A 19,074-nucleotide genomic window follows, 5' to 3' on the forward strand; every position below is an offset into this window, starting at 1 on the left:
CGGACATCTGAAGTCTTTATTTTTCCTTTATGTTAACGGGCATTAACAATATTCTAATCTCATTTTAATGTCTTTAATCACATTTTAATTCCATTCCAAAGAGCTTCTAATTTTGCCGCTTTAGTTTTGTATCATCAAAATATGACAACAAACCTAAATCTAAAAGATATGACCAAAACAATTTTAATCGCCACGGATTACTCTCTTGAGTCACTGAACATATTAAAAAAAGTACTGAAAGAGAAAGAAGCATCGGAAGATCCCAATCAGTATAATGTTCTTTTGGTTTCGGGGTATGAAGCCGGAGATTCTATCAGAGATCTTCTGTTCAATACAAAAAGTACCATTTTCAATAAAATAAGACCCCAGGAATTCTGCGATGCTTACGGGATCATCAGAAATAAATATCCTCACTTAGTCAATAAGATCATCTGCGATATTTTCACAGGAAGCTTCCAGAGAACTTTCAACAATTACGTGAAAGCAGAAAATATACAGGAAGCTTACTATTCTCCATCCATTAAAAGTAAAGGCAAAGGAAAATTTGATATTGCCCCTTATATCAAAAAATGCAAAGATCTGGAGGTACAGGAAATCAAAGTGGAAATGCCTGAAAGACTTCCGGAAAGAGGAAGACTGGCTGAGATCTTTGTAGAGGTCTAGAAATCAATAAACACCATATTAAAAGAATAAAAAAATGTTAAGAAATTATAGTAACAGCCGAACGTTGGGAGACAATATCAGATTGGGGACGCTGACTGCATTTACTGCGGGTACTATAAATATAGCGTCTCTGTTAATCTTTCTCTCTTTTACATCCAACGTAACGGGACATTACGCCATATTGGCGGCTGAAATAAGTAAAGGAAACTGGGCTCAGGTAGCGGTAGTAGGAGCATGGATCTTCCTGTTCTTCTTTGGAAGCTTTCTATCCAACTTCATTGTCATCAACTTCAATAAAAAGAGCAAGTATTTTGCGCACTCGATGCCCATTGTGCTCGAAATCATATGTTTATTGTTTGTAGGGATATATGGACAGTTTTATTATCAGAAAACACTGGAAGAAACGGAATACCTGGTGGCACTGATGCTTTTTGCAACAGGACTTCAGAACGGACTTACCGCGAGTATCTCCAACTTTTCGGTGAAAACGACCCACCTGACGGGTACAACCACGGATCTTGGTATTTTGCTTTCCATGTTTACTCAAAAGAAATATAGGAAAAGCGGGGAGCTGATTGCAAGAGCAAAACTGCTCACCAGTATTATGGGAGCTTATGTTTTGGGAGCGGTATTCTCGGGACTTACCTATTATTATCTTGAATTCAGGGTCTTTTATGTGATCAGTCTCTGTCTTTTGGTGGTGATCGGTTATGATGCCTATAAAATTCATATCAGACATTTTAACACCAAATACCGTTACAGCAGGATTTATAAAAAACCAAATCTGTTCGCTTATTTGTATGATAAAGTGCATGGAATTCCAAAAAGGAAAGAAAAAAGAAGGCTTGTCTTTGATGATTAAGCGAAGAAATAAAGTAAATATCAGTATTATTTTTGTGTAAACTAGCTGTGAGACATCCCTTTTCGATGGTAGAAAAGGGGTGTTTTTGTTGGGTGAAACAGACAATTGGAAGTAAGTTGTCATTTAACGTAAAGGTTGACATTACAACTTTTGCTTTAAGTCTGCAAAGAACGATATCGGTCTGTGATTGATTTGACTATGTTGCAGGATCGTACATGGTTTAATAATGGTCACAGTTGCAGCTCTTTAATCTGAAATAAATCTAATAAAGATCATCTTTGAGTTTTGCTTAAAAAAAGACTGCTTGCTTTTCACTGTCCTTTTCCTCTGTCAGGGATTAAAAACAAGGTGGGATAACAAAATGTGGTGAAAATGTTGATAATTAAATTTTAATTCACGGTTTTATTGTTTTAATTCCCGTTTCCATTGACTATTTTTGTAAGTTGATTACACGTTTTATGTCAGATATTATTCAGCTTTTACCGGATCATGTAGCTAACCAAATTGCAGCAGGGGAAGTGGTGCAGAGACCTGCGTCCATTGTGAAAGAACTTTTGGAAAATGCTATTGATGCGGATGCGTCCAAGATAGAATTGATTATCAGGGATGCCGGGAAAAACCTGATCCAGGTGGTGGACGACGGCAAAGGGATGTCCGAGACCGATGCCAGAATGGCCTTTGAAAGACATGCTACGTCAAAGATCAAAGGAACAGAAGATATCTTTAAGATCTCTACAAAAGGATTCAGAGGTGAGGCATTGGCTTCTATCGCTGCCGTTTCTCAGGTTGAACTGAGGACGAAGCAAAATGACGCCAAGATCGGAACCAATATCTATATTGAGGGAGGGGTATTTCAGTTTCAGGATCCCATACAAACCGTTGAAGGATCCAACTTTCTGGTGAAGAATCTTTTCTATAATGTTCCGGCCAGAAGAAAATTCCTAAAAAATAATAATGTTGAATTCAGACATGTTATCGACGAATTCCAACGTGTAGCCTTAGCTCATGAAAATCTGGAGTTTTCTCTGTTTCATGATGATGAAGCCGTTTTCAGACTGAGAAAAGGAAGTCAGATGCAGCGTATTGTGGATGTTTTCGGACGTAAACTGCAGCCACAGCTGATTCCCATTAAAGAAGATATTATCTGGTGTAAGCTTCATGGATTTGTAGCTAAACCGGAAGGGGCAAAAAAATCAAGAGGCGAACAGTTTCTTTTCGTTAACGGAAGGTATTTCAAAAGTCCTTATTTCAATAAAGCCGTTCAGGAAGCTTTTGAAGGGCTGCTTTTACCGGGGTATGTTCCTACATTTTTCCTGTATCTGGAAATGGATCCGGAAAAGATTGACGTGAATATCCATCCGCAGAAAACAGAAGTGAAGTTCGAGGACGAGCATCTGATCTTTGCACTGCTTCGCTCTACGATCAAAAGATCTTTGGGGATTTATAACGTTTCGCCAAGCCTGGATTTTGATAAAGACCCCGAAATGGATGCGATGATGAATAAACCCTTTCCAAGCAAAGGAAACGGAGGTGGCGGCATGATCAAAATGCCCGAAATTATTGTAGATAAGGATTATAACCCATTTATTGAAGAACGAAATGTACGTCCTGAAGAGATTCAGAACCTTACGGAAATGTATCATCAGAATATTACTGCAGAGCCTTCAAAAATCAATTTATTCGAAGACGAGGATTTTGATGAAGACCTGATGAGGCTGCCTAACGGGTATTGGTTATTCAATAAAGGAGATGTAACGCTGATGCTTGATTTGGGAAGAATGCACAGGCTTGTTGTCTCAGAAAACAACAAAACATCAAGGAAAAATAATATCAATATCAACCCCAACAGCCATGCACTGCTGTTCTCTTTGGAGTATCATATGAACGAAATAGAGAAGAGTAAATACAATTCTTTCAAAAAATTTCTTCCGGAACTCGGGTTTGACATGAAAATTGCACATGAAAGCGTGCTGAGAATAGATGCACTTCCCGAAGGACTGAAAGAAACACAGGCTATGAAGTTTCTGGAGAACCTTTTTGAGATCCTGGAATATAAGACTGAAGAAGAATTTATGCAGTTTTATCTCAATCAGTGGAACAAAATGCATTCGAAATCAAGGTTTGATTTTATTTATAAAAAAGATGCGGAACAGGTCATCAAAGATTTTACAGCTTTAGGCTTCCCGGAATTTTTACCGGATGGCAAAAGATGTTTTTATGAAGTTCCGTTTAATGATTTTAAAAACAAGTTTTAAAAATGTTTAACAATATACCGCCAATCACAAGGAATATTATCATTATAAATGTGATCGTATTTATTGGGACTTATTTTCTCGGAAATCAGGTAATAGGCTATCTTGCCGGGTTTTATCCTTTTTCTCCGTTTTTCCATTCATGGCAGATCATCACGCATATGTTTATGCATGGAAGTATTATGCATATTTTGTTTAATATGCTGACGCTGTACAGTTTCGGACCTATTCTGGAGCAGACGCTCGGAGAAAAAAAATATCTGATCCTTTATTTTTTAAGTGGTCTTGGAGCTTTTTTCCTTTTTAACCTATGGAATTTTGTTGAAGCACAGCAGCTGACGAATGAATTGCAGCAACTGGGATTCAATGTCAACGCTTATCTTTCCGGAGCAAGTGTAGGATTTAGCGGAGATGCCGCATCGGTTCTTAAGCAGAAAGAGCTGTTGGAGAGCTTTAAAGGGATTGTGGCTACACCAATGGTGGGTGCTTCCGGAGCTATTTTCGGAGTTGTGGCGGCCTTTGCTACCCTGTATCCCGATTCAAAGATTATGATGATGTTTATCCCGGTTCCCATAAAGGTAAAATACCTGATGCCTATCGTCATTGTCGTTTCTGTATACCTTGGAGTTTCAGGTAACGGAGGTGGTATTGCCCATCTGGCACATGTTGGGGGAGCGCTGGTTGGCTGGATTTTGGCAAGGATCTGGAAAAAGCACCTGTATAGATTCAATTAAAAAATTTCGTGAAAGTTTTCCGTCTTATCATACTAATCCTGCACATGGGCGTTTTGTTCCTGCTGCTGGGAACTTTAATGAATGCGTATGTTCCACCTAAAATATTTCCGTGGTTCAATTTGCTTTCGTTGGGATTTCCTGTTCTCATCATTACATATATGGTTTTCACGCTTTTCTGGCTTTTTAGCTGGAAAAAAAGGACATTTGTATTCATGGTGGCCGGGCTTATCTTCATGGTTCCTGTACAGAGATGGGTCAATTTTTCTTCCGGTAAAAAGGAGACTGCAGACCTTAAGGTCGTTTCTTTTAATGTGAAGGCGGGTTTACTGGGTGCTCCGGCTGTAAATGAATATCTCAACAGCTCTGATGCAGATGTTATTATGCTGCAGGAGTACAGTATTAAAATTTCGGTCAAAGGAATGACGGGGAGTGGGGAAAATGGCGTTCTTAAAGTCTTTTCAAAACATAAAATTATAGATACAAAAGAGCTTATCAAAAGCGATTTTGAAAGCAATAATGCGTACGCTTCCCAGACAGATATCGAAATTAAAGGAAAAATCTACCGTTTTATCAATGTATACCTTGAACCATTTAAATTTGAAAAAGGGATGGTCAAAATGGATGGAGATAAAGAAGAAGATAAAGAAAAGTTGAAAAGTATTGTTAAAAGACTGATTCCTGTTTTTAAAAAGCATCAGGATCAGGTAGCAGCGATCAAAGAAGGAATCGAAAACTCTCCCTACCCAGTGATTCTTGCCGGAGATTTTAATTCTGTTCCTAATTCTTACGAATATTACCACTTATCAGAAAATCTGGAAGATGCCTTTGTAAAAGTGGGGAAAGGGAGCGCAACAAGCTTTCATGACTATAAAATTCCCATAAGGATAGATTATATTTTTACCTCAAAAAGCATACAGCCGGTCTCTTATAAAGTAGATCGAACGGCCAAGCTTTCAGATCATTATCCAGTGATCGGAACTTTCACTAAATAACTAATAATCATAAAATTAGTTAAAAATTTGCTACTTGGTAGGGTTTTTGATTAAAAGAAAACTGTACCCTATAGACTGTTATTTCATGAAGCCGAGCCAGTTATTACTATTTGTTCACATTGCCGTTGCCGTATTGCTCCTATGCACATTGGGGAACGCATGGATTGCGCCTAATTTTTTTGGCTCTCTTAACTTACTTTCTTTAGGTTTCCCCTATCTCGTTATCGTCTATTTCCTTTTAACTCTGGTTTGGGTTATTAAGAGAAAGAAAATAGCCATCGCTTTTGCTTTCGGACTGCTTCTTTTTTACAATCCAATAAGAAGATGGGTCAATTTTTCTCCAAAAACAGAAAGTTTAAAGTCAATAAGAGACATCAAAGTTCTTACGTTTAATGTAAAATACGGAGATTTTGGCTGGGACAAAGTGAAAAAATATATCACAGATCAGGATGCAGACATTATTCTGGTTCAGGAAAAAGATACAAACAGAGCGATCAGAAAGGACATGATAAAATATCCATCCGTGATTCTGAAGACAAAACACAAAATTGTAAGACAGGAAAAGCTGATTGAAGAAAGTGCAAGAGGAAATTCATTCTATGCCGATGTAGATATCAATGGGCAGATTATCAGAGTGGTTAATGTATATCTGGAACCTTTCAGACTTCATAAGTCCATGCTTAAATTTGAAGGTCTTGCAAAACAGGGAGGAAAGATTGCGAATCTTATTTCCCATATGACACCTACTTTTAAAGCACATGAAGAACAGATAAGAAAGATCAGAAAAGTGATTGATTTTTCACCTTATCCTGTAATTCTGGCTGGTGATTTTAATTCAGTACCTAATTCTTACGAATATTATAACCTTGGAAAAGATCTTCAGGATGCTTTCCTTACAGTTGGAAACGGAGCTTCTACCAGTTTTCATGATTATAAAGTACCATTGAGGATTGATTATATATTTACTTCAAAGTCCATTATTCCAATAAGCTATAAAGTAGATCACTCTGTAAAATTATCGGATCACTATCCTGTAATTGCAGAATTTCAGCTAAATTAGTTCCATGAAAAATTTACTGTCTTCGGGTTTTGTTATACTGCTTTTGTTATCGGCCTGTTCAAAGAAGGAAACACCCGGTTTCGCGGCCGATCAGGAGGTGAAAATTCACTATGATACCACTGCAGTAGATTCATTTTCAACAGGAGCTACATCAGTAGATATTGTTCGCCAGATCAAAATGTCATCACAAAAATACCAGGATTCTATCAAACAGGCTGAAAAGCTCAAAAAAGAGGAAGATAAACTGAAGGCAGAACTGGAAAAAGAAAACAAAAAGAAGCTGGAAGAGGAAAAGAAAAAGGCGGATGCCGAAAAGAAACAGCCAACGTCCGATGCTTCACCTGCTGCCGGATCCAAAACACCATAATATACACCACCATTACAAACTTTTAAAAAATATACAATATGAAAAAACAAATCTTAGCAGCGGCTGCAGTAGCATTATTGGCTGTATCATGTACAAAATCAACAACTAAGACTGAGCAGGTTGAAAATCCTGACGGATCATTGACAACCACTACCACTACGGTTAAAGAATCACCTTCAGCTATGGTAGACAGTGCAAAAATCGACAAAGCTAAGGAAGATGTAAAATCCAAAGTAGATGCAGCAGGAAACAAAATCGATGATGCAGCTCAAAAAACAAAGGAAGACCTTAATAAAGCAGGCAAAGACATCAAAGCCGGAGCAAAAGAAGTAGGACAGGATGTAAAAGATGCCGCAGCAAAAGGCGCTGCCAAAGTAGAGGAGGGCGCTAAAAAATTGAAGGAGGATCTAAAGAAATAGTGAAATATTAAAATATTTAAAACGCGGTCAAATTCTGATCGCGTTTTTTTATTTATTTTGATGGAGAGAGATAGGATAGGAGAAATAATTGCGTCGGAATTTCTCTATAACTACCTGTTAAGCTCCAGTAAAGGATCTATATATTCTCTGTCATTGCTCAGTCTTGGAACTTTATTCTGACCGCCAAGCTTTCCTTTGGATTCAAGCCATTGGTAAAAAAGATCCGGTTTGGCAATATGGACGATTGGCCTTCTCAGTGTTAAGTTGTTGTATCTTTTGGCTTCATAATCCGAATTAATTGTTTTTAAATGAAGGTCAAAAGCGTCGGTAAATCGATCCAGATCATCCGGATGATGGCTGAATTCGAAGATCCACTCATGGGCACCGCCTTCGTTTTCTTTCATGAAAACAGGAGCTCCCGTAAAATCGGTGATGCTCGCGCCGGTCACTTCGCACGCTTTTGAAAGAGCAGATTCCACATTGGTGATCATAAGCTCTTCCCCGAATGCATTGATATAATGTTTGGTTCTTCCTGTAATTTTTATTCTGAAAGGATTTATAGAAGTAAATACAACCGTGTCTCCAATCAGATATCTCCAAAGTCCTCCGTTGGTCGTAATGACCATAGCGTAGTTTTTTCCTACTTCCACATCTTCCAGGCTGACCACTTTCGGGTTGGAAAAATGAAACTGGTCCATTGGAATAAACTCATAAAAAATGCCATAATCCAGCATCAGGAGCATCTCATCACTGTCCGATCTGTCCTGGATTCCAAAGAAGCCTTCAGAAGCATTGTAAATTTCGTAGTAATTGATCTTTTTACCGATGATCTGCCGGTATTGATCCTTGTATGGCTTGAAGCTTATTCCACCGTGAAAAAAGACCTCTAAATTGGGCCAGAGCTCAGAAACACTTCCACTTCCTGTTTCTTTTAAAACTCTTTGAAGAAGAACAAGCATCCAGCTTGGTACACCAAGGATACTTCCCACATCTTCGTTCTTGACTTCTGAGGTGATGGCCTTGAGCTTACTTTCCCACTCCGACATCAGCGAAACCTTTTTACTTGGTGTCGTCGTAATTTCTACCCAAAAAGGGAGGTTGTCAATTAAAATGGCAGAAAGATCTCCGAATTTGGTGTTAAAATCAGCATGAAGTTCCGAGCTGCCTCCCAAACGCAGGTTTTTATTGGTGAAAAGCTGGTTTTCGGGATGATTGTTGGCATAAATAGAAACCATATCCTTTCCTGCTTTCATGTGACAGTATTCCAGGCTTTCTGTGGAAATTGGAATAAACTTGCTCTTCGCATTGGTGGTTCCGGAAGATTTTGCAAAATGCTTAATGTATCCGGGCCAGCTTACATCTTTATGTCCCTGTCTTGCTCTTTCAATAAAAGGTTCAAAATCTTCATAAGTAACGATAGGAACCTTGTTTTTAAAGTCCTGGTAGCTTGAAATCGAATTGAATCCATATGCCTTGCCGTATTCAGTATCCTCAGCATGAAACAGCTGAGAAAAGAGTATACCTTTCTGAGTTTCAATGGGATGATCCATGAAATTCTGAATCTGATCTATCCTTTGGCGGATAAACCAGTTGACGACAGTATTAAAAAGTGCCTTTGTTGCCATTCCAACAAATATAATAATATTTGAATTTTTAGAGAATTTTTATCGTGTTAAATAAAAAAACCGTCACATATAATGTAACGGTTTGGTATTTAGATTTATTGTTTCTTAGCAATACTCGTCAAAAGCTGCCTGAAGATTTGCTGCAATAGCCCCTGCAGGGTTTCCTTCAATGTGGTGTCTTTCAAGCATATGAACCAGTTCACCATCCTTAAAAAGCGCTACACATGGAGAGCTTGGAGGGAATGGAGCAAGATGTTTTCTTGCTTCTGCTACAGCTTCTGTATCAAATCCTGCAAAAACAGTTGTTAAATGATCAGGTTTTTTATCTCCTGTCAATGAATATACAACGCCTGGTCTTGCTGCACCTGCTGCACAACCACAAACTGAATTGATGACCAATAGAGTTGTTCCCGGCTGCTTTAAAGCTTCTTCTACCTGTGCTGGAGATGTTAGATCTTCGAAACCTTTATCTGTAAGTTCTGCCTTCATAGGCATTACTAAATCTGTTGGATACATATATTTTGTTTTTTATCGGTACAAAGTTAATCATTTCTTCGCTTTCGTTCAATATATAAAAACTATCAATCGTTTAGTCAGATAAAATTAATGTAATATTAATATATCAATAATATTCAAAAAAATGTGAAATAAAATTATGAATAATGAGAAATATTTATTAAATTTGAAATGATTCTGAAAAACAAACGACCATGAAAAAAACATTTACCGCTTTCCCTCGAGCATTCAAATTATTTAACACGGCATGAGTACAGTTAAGTAAACAAACCTTTCAGCTTTGGGCAGTGCCCAACTGAATTAATAATTATGAATATCCAAAAAATGAAGCCCGGAACATTTATTGTTCCGGGCTTCTTAATCAAATCGATATGCAAAGGTTGGATATCCTGGTTGTGGTTCGGGTTATCATTATAGGATATTCGGTTTACGACATAAAGTAAAATCCGAAATCCCGAAACCCGGAACGCTGTTAAGAAAGCAACTTCTTAGCCATTTCGGAAATACTTTTTCCGTCTGACTTTCCAGCCAGTGCTTTTGAAGCAGCTCCCATCACCTTCCCTAAATCTTTCGCAGATTCAGCTCCGGTTTGTGAAATAATATTCTTGATTTCTGCTTCCAGTTCTTCCGGACTCAGTTGTTTTGGAAGGTATTGCTCAATGACTTTCATCTGGGCATCTTCTACTTCAGCAAGGTCATTTCTTCCCTGTGCTGTAAATTGTTCGAAAGAATCTTTACGCTGCTTGATCATTCTCTGAAGAATGGCAATTTCCTGCTCTGCAGAAACTTCAGCGCCTTTTGCTTCTGTTTGGATGAGTAAAATCTGAGCTTTTACGGCTCTCAGAGAGTCCAATGCAACTCTGTCTTTTGCTCTCATCGCTGTTTTAATAGCTTCGGTTATGGTATTTTCTAAACTCATTTTTTTCTTTCTTTAAGCTTTAGGCAATAAGCAGTATGCTTTCAATTGGGCCCGTAGTCGGTGAGCCTGTAGCTTACTGCTTATTGCTTATCGCAATTTAGTCAACGTCTTTATTTAAAAATCTGTTTTCTCTCACCTGCATGTTTCCGTTGTTATCAGACAGATACGTGTTGATATTCTGGTCTGATGCATTGGTTCCGTCAATAGAGATGTTCTTTCTTTTGAAAGCCGGTACAGATTCGAATTCGCTTGTGCTGTCAAAGCTTTGATAGCGTGAATTGAATTCTTTTAATTTATTTCTTCTCTCTACTATTCTCTCCTGATCAACCGCTTTATTTACAAACGTGAATTCAGATTCTGCATGTTTTGGAGTTTCAATTTCTATTTTTTCTTCATAAGCTGGTTTTATTTCAGCTTTAGGTTCTTCATATCTTGTCTGGAAAATAGCTTCAGCAGCCTGAACCGGAATTTCAGTGACGGCACTTACAGGAGCTGTAAACTCTGCCTTTGGCTGTCCGAAATCTGTTTTAGGCTCATTGGATGAAGGCTGATTGTTTACAAAGAAACTGAATTCAACAGGTTTTTCATCTGAGAAAGCACTGCTTGCAGGACTGGATGGAGTTTCATCTTTTCTGGAATCAAAATCAAATTTGAAAGATTCTGTTTCCAGATCATTTGGATCTTCTCCTTCTTCATCATAAGAGAACAGACTGTAAGACTCTTCCTCTTGCTCTTCTTCATTTCTCCAGTCACGGGCACCATGAGTATCTTCCTCTTTATCAAAGAATTTTACGTCCTTTCTGATCTCTTCCTCAATGATCATTTTCTTTTCAGAAGAAGTCATTCCGAATTGCGGGGAATCGCTGTCTTCGTCATCCAGTCTAAATGTGTGTTTTCCTCCGAAATCACGAGTTGTTTCAGAAGTTGTTTCTCTTTCCTCTCTGGTTTTAAAGGGAGAGGATTTGGGAGCTTCAAAGCTGTCATTAAGACTGATTCTAATCTTCTCAGTAGGTCCTGCAAATCTTTTGCTGTCATTTGAAAAACCTGTAGCGATAACAAGAACGCTTACAGAATCTCCTAATTCTTCATCTGCACCTACCCCAAAAATAATGTCAGCGGTATTTCCTGCTTCTTTCTGGATGTGATCCATAATTACCCCGATCTCATCCATGGTAACCTCTTCTGCACCACTTCTGATCAATAGAAGAACGTTTTTAGCACCGGTAATCTTGTTGTCGTTCAACAACGGAGAGTCCAGCGCTTTTTTAACGGCCTCTTCGGCTTTGTTTTCTCCTGAAGCAATTCCTGTAGACATTAGAGCTGTACCAGAGTTCTGAAGTACAGATTTAGCATCTCTAAAGTCAATGTTTACATCGAAGTAACCGGTAATAACCTCTGCCATTCCTTTCGCGGCATTGGTTAAAACTTCATCGGCTTTTGAGAATCCCTGCTTAAAGCCAAGGTTTCCGAACTGCTGTCTTAATTTATCATTATTGATCACAATAAGTGAGTCAACGTTATTTCTTAACTTTTCAAGACCAATCTCGGCTTGTTCAAGTCTTCTTTTACCTTCAAAGCTAAAAGGAACGGTAACGATACCTACCGTCAAAATTCCCATATCTTTAGCTACTTTAGCAATGACCGGAGCGGCTCCGGTACCTGTACCACCGCCCATTCCGGCAGTGATGAACACCATTTTGGTATTCTGGCCCATGCATGCTTTAATTTCTTCGATGCTTTCAATAGCCGATTTTTCTCCAACTTCAGGATCTGCACCTGCACCCAACCCTTCTGTAATGGTGGTACCCAGCTGTACTTTATTGGCAACGGGATTATTATCTAAAGTTTGGGCATCTGTATTACAGACCACGAAATCTACTCCGTAAATTCCTTTCTCGTACATGTGCTTCAACGCGTTGTTTCCACCGCCTCCTACACCGATTACTTTTATAATGGATGAATTTCCTTTTGGCAAATCAAATGAAAATCCTTGTGTATCTATATTTTCCATAACTATGCTTTTTATAATTGACGATTGATGAGTGATAATTGATGAGTGATAAATGGCGCCAGACTATAAGCTGTTTGCTTTTTATTTATCAATTATCAATAATCTTTAATCATTTATATTTTACTCTACTTCTTCAAAGAATTTTTTAACTTTTTCCATAAGCGACTGCCCAAAAGTGAGTTTCGCTCTTCTGTTTTCCTGTTGCTGGGTAACAACGGCCTGCTGCTCCTGAACTGTTGCTGTCGGTTGAATTTGCTGAACTGTTTCTGTCTGTACTTCAGCAGTTTCTGTTTTAGCAATTTCTTCTTCCACGGTTTCTTCTGTTTCAGCGACCTGTTTTTTGTCCCGAATCTTCAAGCTCTCCATCAGCAAGCCGATTGAAGTAGCAAATTCCGGGCCTTTCAGATACTGATTTTTATCGTTTGCAATATATTCGTTTGCAAAACCGATTCTGCTGTCAAAACCTGTTGTATAATTGGCCAGCTGGCGAAGGTGCTTTAAGTTTGAACCACCTCCTGTAAGGACAATCCCTGCAATCAGCTTTTTCTTTTGCTCAAATGCTCCGTAAGCTTTTAATTCTGTATTCACCATCTCAAGGATTTCTTCTACCCGGGCATTGATAATCTGTGCCAGCGTTTTAAGAGAAATCTCTTTGTCCGGTCTTCCATGAAGTCCGGGAATGGTAACAAATGTGCTGTCTTTTTCTAATTCAGGAACTGCAGAACCGAATTTTACTTTCAGTTGTTCTGCATGTTTCTCAATGATCGAACAGCCTTCTTTGATATCTTCCGTAATGATACCTCCTCCGTAAGGAATTACACAGGTATGACGGATGATATTATCTTTGAAGATGGCAATATCCGTAGTACCGCCTCCTATATCTACAATAGCAACACCTGCTTCTTTTTCTTCTTTAGTTAATACAGCTTCTGAAGATGCCAATGGTTCCAGGGTAAGGGCTTCCATTTCAAGGCCGGCTTCTCTTACACATCTTGCGATGTTTCTGATGCTGCCCATCTGTCCCACTACTACGTGGAAATTGGCTTCCAAGCGTTTTCCGTGCATTCCTACCGGCTCCTGAATTTCGCCTTCGGAATCCACTTTATATTCCTGGGGAAGAACATGGATAATTTCCTCTCCGGGAAGCATCACCAGCTTTTTTACCTGATCTTTCAGTGCTTCGATGTCGTCGTCTGTAATAAATTTGTCCGGATGCTCACGCATAATATAGTCGGAATGCTGCAGAGAACGGATGTGTTTTCCTGCAATACCTACCGTAACTTTACGGATAGGAACCCCTGCGCTGGATTGTGCTTCAGAAATGGCAGCCTTGATTGAATTAATGGTTTGTGAGATATTATTCACAATACCTTTATGAACTCCAAGACTTTTGGCCTTCCCAACGCCGAGAATTTCTATCTTCCCGTGTGCATTCCTCCTTCCGACTATCGCGACAATCTTCGTTGTCCCGATGTCCAGACCTACTGAATACTCTTGATTTTCCATTTTATGTCGATTTGATTTTTTTCTACTTTTTCATGTCAGGGACAGTGTCCCGTTTTTTTAATCTGGATTTTATCCAATCCTATACTCATTGTCCCTTTTGGACCCACCCTTATTCTATTTTTACTTTTGCCTTAGGCTTTGTAGCTGCGGGCTTTTTCTCTGTTTTTTTAGTTTCCTTCGGTTTGACTATCGTTTTTATTTTTTCCTTCGGCTTTGCAGAAGGGGCTTTTGTTTTTTTTGACTCTGCCGTTTTAGGCATAGCTTCCGGTTTTTTAGCAGCGGCCATTAGCGGCGCTTTTGCCAGTTCTTTATTACCTGCTTTCAGAATACTGTCGTTTTCTTTGAAATAAGGATTTAAAGTGGTTACAATCTGGTTCTGATATTTTACAGAAACCATACTGTACTTTTGGGGATCCTGAAATACAAGATATTTTTCCACAAACGTTTTTAAGCCTTTTACTTTAAACTCTATATTGTCAAGATCACCTATTTCAACCTTATAATTTCCGTCACTCGTCAGAAGATTATAATCACCTTTGCTTTTTGAAATTCCAATGAAGAATTTTTTACTGAAATCATCTTTATCAATCTTCTCAACCAACTCTGCCAGTTTCTCATATTCATCAGGTTTTACATCTCCAGTTACCAACATGCACGGATGTGAATAGGTCCTGGAAATAGGAAATTCCGTTCCTTTTTCATCAACATAAAAATCTCTTCCCTCTTTGTTCAACCTGAAAACAGGAACTCTTTGTTTGATATCCAGATAGAGCTTGCCATTCAGATTCAAATACACATTGGCACTGTCTACGGCCGGAAGTGAGTTAATTTTCTTTTCTAGCGTAGGAATATTGAGATCCCCTACTTTTCCGGAAGGATTTTCTTTTTTTACAATTTCCCGGATATCTTTTTCATCAATAAAGTATACAGGAGTTTTTTCATTCATTTTTACAGAAATCTTATCGTCCGTAATCTTCTGGCCACTGAATCTCTTTAATGAGAAACTCAGCAGTAATCCCAGGATGATCACTGTGACAACAATTTTTAATATTCTGTATTTATTTTTCATACTTTATTGTTCTATAAACGCATCGTTGTAAAGCTTTCTTTTTTAACTCGCAGAGGTGTTTCACTCAGCAGAGGCTTTGACTGTTATAGCTTGTTTATGACTCTTTTTTATTCCTTTTTTAAATAAAACTGAATGAAAGTTTAAAATCATTCCCAGTTTTATATTTGTTATTCTCAACTAATACCTGAAATTTCATTTTCTACCATACATTGTTTTTTTGCTGAGTTAAACGCCTTTGCGAATGAGTATTTTGGAACTTTAACTCTTTCGCGAACTTTGCGTTAAACTCATAGTTTTGAAATCCATTCCGTAATAGGGTCGTACAGGGTATCTATATTTCCTGCGCCTACCGTAAGGAGAATGTCAAAATCTTTTTCTTTTATTTTTTCAAATGCACCGGATAGATCCGATTTTTGTTTTTTATCTAAATTTACCTTTTCCAATAACCAGTCTGAGGTGATTCCTTCAAAATTTTCCTGAAGTTCTCTTGCAGGATAAATGTCCAGAAGGATAAGTTCATCCGATGTACTCAGGCTTTCTGCAAATCCATCAGCGAAGTCTCTAGTTCTGCTGAAAAGATGGGGCTGGAAAACCACCAATAGCTTTTTCTCAGGGTAAAATGTTCTGATTGAGCTTACTACCGCATTGATCTCTGTAGGATGGTGGGCATAATCATCAATATAAATTTTACCGTTTGGATAAATATGTTTGGTATATCTCCTTTTAATTCCTTTAAAATTGGCAATAGCCCTTTTCAGTGTTTCAAAATCTACGCCTAAATTGTGCAGGATTGCCAATGCGGCCGTTGCATTTTCAACATTGTGGATGCCCGGAATTTCCCAAACAAAATCTTTTACAGTTTCGGAAGGGGTATGAAAGTCAAAATAAATCTTATCATGATCCATACGTAGATTATCGGAATAGTAATCTGCTTTTTCATTGACGGCATAGGTTTTATGGTCTCTGCCGATATCCAGTCCTTTTCTTACAAATAACTGTCTGTCATCTGGAACAAGTGCTGCAAACTGTTTGAAGCCTTCTTCAATATGACCTTTATCACCATAAATATCCAAATGGTCTGCATCCGTAGAGGTGACTACCGCCCAGTCCGGAGAGAGGGTAAGGAAACTTCTGTCATATTCATCCGCTTCCACCACAGAATATTGTGTACCGTTATATAAGAAATTTGATTTGAAATTTTCTGAAATACCGCCAAGGAAACATGAAAACGGAAGATCAGCTTCTTTGCACAGGTGTGATACCAATGTTGAAGTGGTTGTTTTTCCATGTGTTCCTGCCACAGCAATACAGTTTGTGTTTTCAGTGATCAGACCCAAAACTTTTGCACGCTTCAAAACTTCAAACTGATTCTGGTTAAAATAATCTAATATTCCCAGTGTTTTAATGGCTGGAGTGTAGATCACCAGGGTATCTTCTTTTTGAAGAACAGATATTTTTTCGTCAATGGTATCTTCAAAAACAATATCAATTCCTTCCTTCATAAGCTGTGTCGTAAGCTTTGTGTTGGTCTTGTCATAGCCCAGCACTTTTTTGCCCGAAGCATTGAAATAACGCGCCAGGGCGCTCATCCCGATACCTCCGATACCTACGAAGTAATAATTTTGATATGTTTCAAGAACTTTCATAATTTATTAAAAAATTTAAAGATTAAATGATGGAAGAATTAACTCATCAAATTATCTCATTAACACACTAAATATCTCATCTACAATCTCTTTTGCTGCGTTAGGTTTAGCAAAATATTCGAGGTTGTGAGACATTTCATTTCTTAAACTTTCACTGCTGCAGATTTCTTCCAGTGTATCCCAGAATTTTTCCTGCATTTCCGTGTCTTTTACCATTCTTGCTGCGTTTTTTTCAACCAGATTCATGGCATTTTTCGTCTGGTGATCTTCTGCCGCAAAGGGGAAAGGTACCAGAAGAACAGGTTTCTTGGCTACTGCCAGTTCTGAAATGGCAATGGCGCCTGCTCTTGAAACAATGATATCTGCTGCAGAATAAGCCGTCTCCATGTCTTTGATGAATTCATGGATCTGAATGTTTCTGCTTTCTGAATCTTTTGTTTCTTCTGTTATATCTTTATAATCAAGCTTTCCTGTTTGCCAGATGAGCTGATAATCTTTTTTTACAAGTTCGTTTAAATGCGATCTCCATGCATTATTTAATGTTCTGGAGCCTAAAGAACCACCTACAGAAAGAATGGTAAGCTTATCTTTATGTAATCCCATTTTTTCTTTTGCCAGCTCCGTTGCTGTCATTCCTGTGATGATATTCTCACGAATAGGATTTCCCAGAAATTTTATTTTTTCAGAAGGGAAGCCTTCTACTTTTGGATAAGCCGTAAAAACTGCTTTTGCCTTCTTGCTCAAAATTTTATTGGTAACACCGGCATGGGCATTCTGTTCCTGAATAAATATGGGAATTCCCATTTTACTGGCTTCATACAAAGCGGGTCCGCTTGCAAAACCACCTGTTCCTACTGCAAAATCCGGAGCGAAATTTCTAATGATCTTTTTAGATTTAGATAGACTTTTCAAAATTTTGAAAGGCAGCCCTAAATTCGATAACATATTTCCTCTGTCGATTCCGGCAATATCAATTCCTTCAATTTTGTAGCCTGCCTGAGGAACTTTTTCCATTTCCATTTTTCCGTTGGCTCCGATGAACAAAAATTCGGTATCAGGAAATCTTTTTCTGATTTCATCTGCAATGGCGATAGCAGGGAATATGTGTCCTCCTGTTCCGCCTCCCGATAATATTACTTTTAGTTTTTTGTCCATTTTTATTCTGTTGTTGATATCGTTTATGCGATATCATTAATTTCTGCTATACTTTGTTTTTTGCCCATTCCTTCTTCATCGTAAATCTGTATTCTTGAGCTTATGTTTAAAATAATTCCAAGCTGGAGATAGGTTACCAGCATGGAGGTTCCTCCATAACTTATCAGTGGCAAAGGCTGTCCTGTTACAGGGATCAGATTGACGGCTACAGCAATATTTACTGCAAGCTGGATGAAAATCATCACCCCGAGACTGAGCACGAGCAAGGAGCCGAAAAAAGCGGGCATTTTGCTGGCAATCATTACAATCCTGATCATCATAATAAGATAGAGACATATCAGGAAAGCGGCGCCTATAAGTCCGTATTCTTCTACAATCACTGCGAAAATAAAGTCGGAGGCAGACTGGGGAAGCATTTGCTTTAAAGCGCTTTTTCCAGGTCCCATTCCGGTAATTCCCCCATGCACGATAGCAGCTTTGGCCTGCATCACCTGATAGTTTTTAGCTTTTACACTTTCATCATCTACATCTGTGGATTTTGCTTTGCTGGATGTAAATGTTTCAATACGGCTCATCCATGTATGAACACGGTTTCCACCTATTAAATTGGTATTCAATGCTACAATCAGGAAAAAAATAATAGCTACAAATGAAGAAGAGATAAACCCGGCAATGTATTTCCAGTGAAGCTGTCCTATAATCAATACAATTACAGAAACCATCAGGATCATCAATGCTGTAGAACCGTTGTCTTTGGCTACTAACACAAACACCAGCAGGATAGGCCCGAAGATGTACATGATGTTCTCAATGGGAAGCCTTTCCCTTGTTATTTTCTTGGTCAGGTATCTGCAGAGATAAATGATAAGCATTAAAAATGCAAATGACGACGGCTGAAATGAGATAGGGGTTCCGGGAATCTTCAGCCATCTGGAAGCACTGGCTCCATCAATGGTCTGACCCGTAAACATAGTCACAACGAGCAAAACAATCATTAAACCTAACAGAATACTGCTGAGCTTTCCGATGTACTCATATTTCACCATTCCAACAACCCTCATGATAACAAGGCCCAGAACCACAAAGAACATATGCTTGATAACGTGACCGGTAGTGGTCCCGTTATTAACGATGTATTCCAGATTTGAACTTGCAGAGTATACAGGGAAAATAGAGAAAATGGAGATCACAAGGATGACCATCCAAAGTACTTTATCGCCCTTTAGAAATTCAATTCTGTTTTCTGTGTTCTGTTCGTCCATGTTATTGAATGAAAAA

Annotated in this window: 17 protein-coding genes; 8 read left to right on the top strand and 9 right to left on the bottom strand. The window is 38.4% G+C overall.

Annotated elements, in window-relative coordinates:
- Positions 1-141: 141 nt before the first annotated feature.
- From IW16_RS03915 to IW16_RS03950, 8 genes are all read left to right on the top strand, one after another.
- Positions 142-663 (top strand): hypothetical protein, encoded by a 522-nt coding sequence (locus tag IW16_RS03915; RefSeq protein WP_228376901.1) that lies wholly within the window; start codon positions 142-144, stop codon positions 661-663.
- Positions 664-697: 34 nt separating this feature from the next.
- On the top strand, positions 698-1,525 hold the full coding sequence (locus IW16_RS03920; protein WP_034739868.1) for a YoaK family protein: 828 nt from the start codon (positions 698-700) through the stop codon (positions 1,523-1,525).
- A gap of 458 nt (positions 1,526-1,983) precedes the next feature.
- Complete coding sequence (mutL, locus tag IW16_RS03925) at positions 1,984-3,780, top strand: DNA mismatch repair endonuclease MutL (RefSeq protein ID WP_034739870.1); 1,797 nt, start codon at positions 1,984-1,986, stop codon at positions 3,778-3,780.
- Positions 3,781-3,782: 2 nt separating this feature from the next.
- Positions 3,783-4,511 (top strand): rhomboid family intramembrane serine protease, encoded by a 729-nt coding sequence (locus IW16_RS03930; RefSeq protein ID WP_034739872.1) that lies wholly within the window; start codon positions 3,783-3,785, stop codon positions 4,509-4,511.
- Positions 4,512-4,744: 233 nt separating this feature from the next.
- Positions 4,745-5,503: an endonuclease/exonuclease/phosphatase family protein gene (locus IW16_RS03935; RefSeq protein ID WP_394332443.1), complete on the top strand. Its 759-nt coding sequence runs from the start codon at positions 4,745-4,747 to the stop codon at positions 5,501-5,503.
- A gap of 85 nt (positions 5,504-5,588) precedes the next feature.
- Positions 5,589-6,563, top strand: a complete 975-nt coding sequence (locus IW16_RS03940; RefSeq protein WP_034739874.1) for an endonuclease/exonuclease/phosphatase family protein — start codon at positions 5,589-5,591, stop codon at positions 6,561-6,563.
- 4 nt (positions 6,564-6,567) lie between these two features.
- Positions 6,568-6,930: a hypothetical protein gene (locus IW16_RS03945; RefSeq protein WP_034739876.1), complete on the top strand. Its 363-nt coding sequence runs from the start codon at positions 6,568-6,570 to the stop codon at positions 6,928-6,930.
- A 38-nt stretch (positions 6,931-6,968) separates the two neighbouring features.
- Entirely contained in the window at positions 6,969-7,349 is a 381-nt protein-coding gene (locus IW16_RS03950; protein ID WP_034739879.1) for a hypothetical protein, read from the top strand.
- Positions 7,350-7,459: 110 nt separating this feature from the next.
- Here IW16_RS03950 and IW16_RS03955 read toward each other — a convergent pair whose 3' ends face one another.
- From IW16_RS03955 to IW16_RS03995, 9 genes are all read right to left on the bottom strand, one after another.
- Positions 7,460-8,974 carry a GH3 auxin-responsive promoter family protein gene (locus IW16_RS03955; RefSeq protein WP_034739881.1) on the bottom strand — a complete coding sequence of 505 codons (1,515 nt, stop codon included), beginning with the start codon at positions 8,972-8,974 and terminating at the stop codon, positions 7,460-7,462.
- Positions 8,975-9,079: 105 nt separating this feature from the next.
- Complete coding sequence (locus tag IW16_RS03960; protein WP_034701172.1) at positions 9,080-9,490, bottom strand: BrxA/BrxB family bacilliredoxin; 411 nt, start codon at positions 9,488-9,490, stop codon at positions 9,080-9,082.
- 472 nt (positions 9,491-9,962) lie between these two features.
- Positions 9,963-10,409, bottom strand: coding sequence for a GatB/YqeY domain-containing protein (locus tag IW16_RS03965; RefSeq protein ID WP_034739883.1), 447 nt, complete (start codon positions 10,407-10,409; stop codon positions 9,963-9,965).
- Positions 10,410-10,506: 97 nt separating this feature from the next.
- Entirely contained in the window at positions 10,507-12,420 is a 1,914-nt protein-coding gene (gene ftsZ / locus IW16_RS03970) for a cell division protein FtsZ (RefSeq protein ID WP_034739885.1), read from the bottom strand.
- Between the two features lie 120 nt (positions 12,421-12,540).
- Positions 12,541-13,926 (bottom strand): cell division protein FtsA, encoded by a 1,386-nt coding sequence (gene ftsA, locus IW16_RS03975; protein WP_034739888.1) that lies wholly within the window; start codon positions 13,924-13,926, stop codon positions 12,541-12,543.
- Positions 13,927-14,035: 109 nt separating this feature from the next.
- Positions 14,036-14,995 carry a cell division protein FtsQ/DivIB gene (locus IW16_RS03980; protein WP_034739891.1) on the bottom strand — a complete coding sequence of 320 codons (960 nt, stop codon included), beginning with the start codon at positions 14,993-14,995 and terminating at the stop codon, positions 14,036-14,038.
- Between the two features lie 287 nt (positions 14,996-15,282).
- Positions 15,283-16,641, bottom strand: coding sequence for a UDP-N-acetylmuramate--L-alanine ligase (gene murC / locus IW16_RS03985; RefSeq protein ID WP_034739894.1), 1,359 nt, complete (start codon positions 16,639-16,641; stop codon positions 15,283-15,285).
- 51 nt (positions 16,642-16,692) lie between these two features.
- Positions 16,693-17,796, bottom strand: a complete 1,104-nt coding sequence (gene murG / locus IW16_RS03990; RefSeq protein WP_083536084.1) for an undecaprenyldiphospho-muramoylpentapeptide beta-N-acetylglucosaminyltransferase — start codon at positions 17,794-17,796, stop codon at positions 16,693-16,695.
- 23 nt (positions 17,797-17,819) lie between these two features.
- The gene (locus IW16_RS03995) at positions 17,820-19,058 is read right to left on the bottom strand and encodes an FtsW/RodA/SpoVE family cell cycle protein (protein WP_034739897.1); all 1,239 of its coding nucleotides are present in this window, start codon (positions 19,056-19,058) and stop codon (positions 17,820-17,822) included.
- Positions 19,059-19,074 lie beyond the last annotated feature (16 nt).

This window comes from Chryseobacterium vrystaatense (genome assembly GCF_000737765.1).
Lineage (GTDB): Bacteria > Bacteroidota > Bacteroidia > Flavobacteriales > Weeksellaceae > Chryseobacterium > Chryseobacterium vrystaatense.

What these genes read in the sequence shown, in the direction of transcription:
- IW16_RS03915 (WP_228376901.1), top strand. Translation starts at nt 142, where the DNA reads ATGACAACAAACCTAAATCTAAAAGATATGACCAAAACAATTTTAATC.
- IW16_RS03920 (WP_034739868.1), top strand. Translation starts at nt 698, where the DNA reads ATGTTAAGAAATTATAGTAACAGCCGAACGTTGGGAGACAATATCAGA.
- mutL (WP_034739870.1), top strand. Translation starts at nt 1,984, where the DNA reads ATGTCAGATATTATTCAGCTTTTACCGGATCATGTAGCTAACCAAATT.
- IW16_RS03930 (WP_034739872.1), top strand. Translation starts at nt 3,783, where the DNA reads ATGTTTAACAATATACCGCCAATCACAAGGAATATTATCATTATAAAT.
- IW16_RS03935 (WP_394332443.1), top strand. Translation starts at nt 4,745, where the DNA reads ATGGTTCCTGTACAGAGATGGGTCAATTTTTCTTCCGGTAAAAAGGAG.
- IW16_RS03940 (WP_034739874.1), top strand. Translation starts at nt 5,589, where the DNA reads ATGAAGCCGAGCCAGTTATTACTATTTGTTCACATTGCCGTTGCCGTA.
- IW16_RS03945 (WP_034739876.1), top strand. Translation starts at nt 6,568, where the DNA reads ATGAAAAATTTACTGTCTTCGGGTTTTGTTATACTGCTTTTGTTATCG.
- IW16_RS03950 (WP_034739879.1), top strand. Translation starts at nt 6,969, where the DNA reads ATGAAAAAACAAATCTTAGCAGCGGCTGCAGTAGCATTATTGGCTGTA.
- IW16_RS03955 (WP_034739881.1), bottom strand. Translation starts at nt 8,974, where the DNA reads ATGGCAACAAAGGCACTTTTTAATACTGTCGTCAACTGGTTTATCCGC.
- IW16_RS03960 (WP_034701172.1), bottom strand. Translation starts at nt 9,490, where the DNA reads ATGTATCCAACAGATTTAGTAATGCCTATGAAGGCAGAACTTACAGAT.
- IW16_RS03965 (WP_034739883.1), bottom strand. Translation starts at nt 10,409, where the DNA reads ATGAGTTTAGAAAATACCATAACCGAAGCTATTAAAACAGCGATGAGA.
- ftsZ (WP_034739885.1), bottom strand. Translation starts at nt 12,420, where the DNA reads ATGGAAAATATAGATACACAAGGATTTTCATTTGATTTGCCAAAAGGA.
- ftsA (WP_034739888.1), bottom strand. Translation starts at nt 13,926, where the DNA reads ATGGAAAATCAAGAGTATTCAGTAGGTCTGGACATCGGGACAACGAAG.
- IW16_RS03980 (WP_034739891.1), bottom strand. Translation starts at nt 14,995, where the DNA reads ATGAAAAATAAATACAGAATATTAAAAATTGTTGTCACAGTGATCATC.
- murC (WP_034739894.1), bottom strand. Translation starts at nt 16,641, where the DNA reads ATGAAAGTTCTTGAAACATATCAAAATTATTACTTCGTAGGTATCGGA.
- murG (WP_083536084.1), bottom strand. Translation starts at nt 17,796, where the DNA reads ATGGACAAAAAACTAAAAGTAATATTATCGGGAGGCGGAACAGGAGGA.
- IW16_RS03995 (WP_034739897.1), bottom strand. Translation starts at nt 19,058, where the DNA reads ATGGACGAACAGAACACAGAAAACAGAATTGAATTTCTAAAGGGCGAT.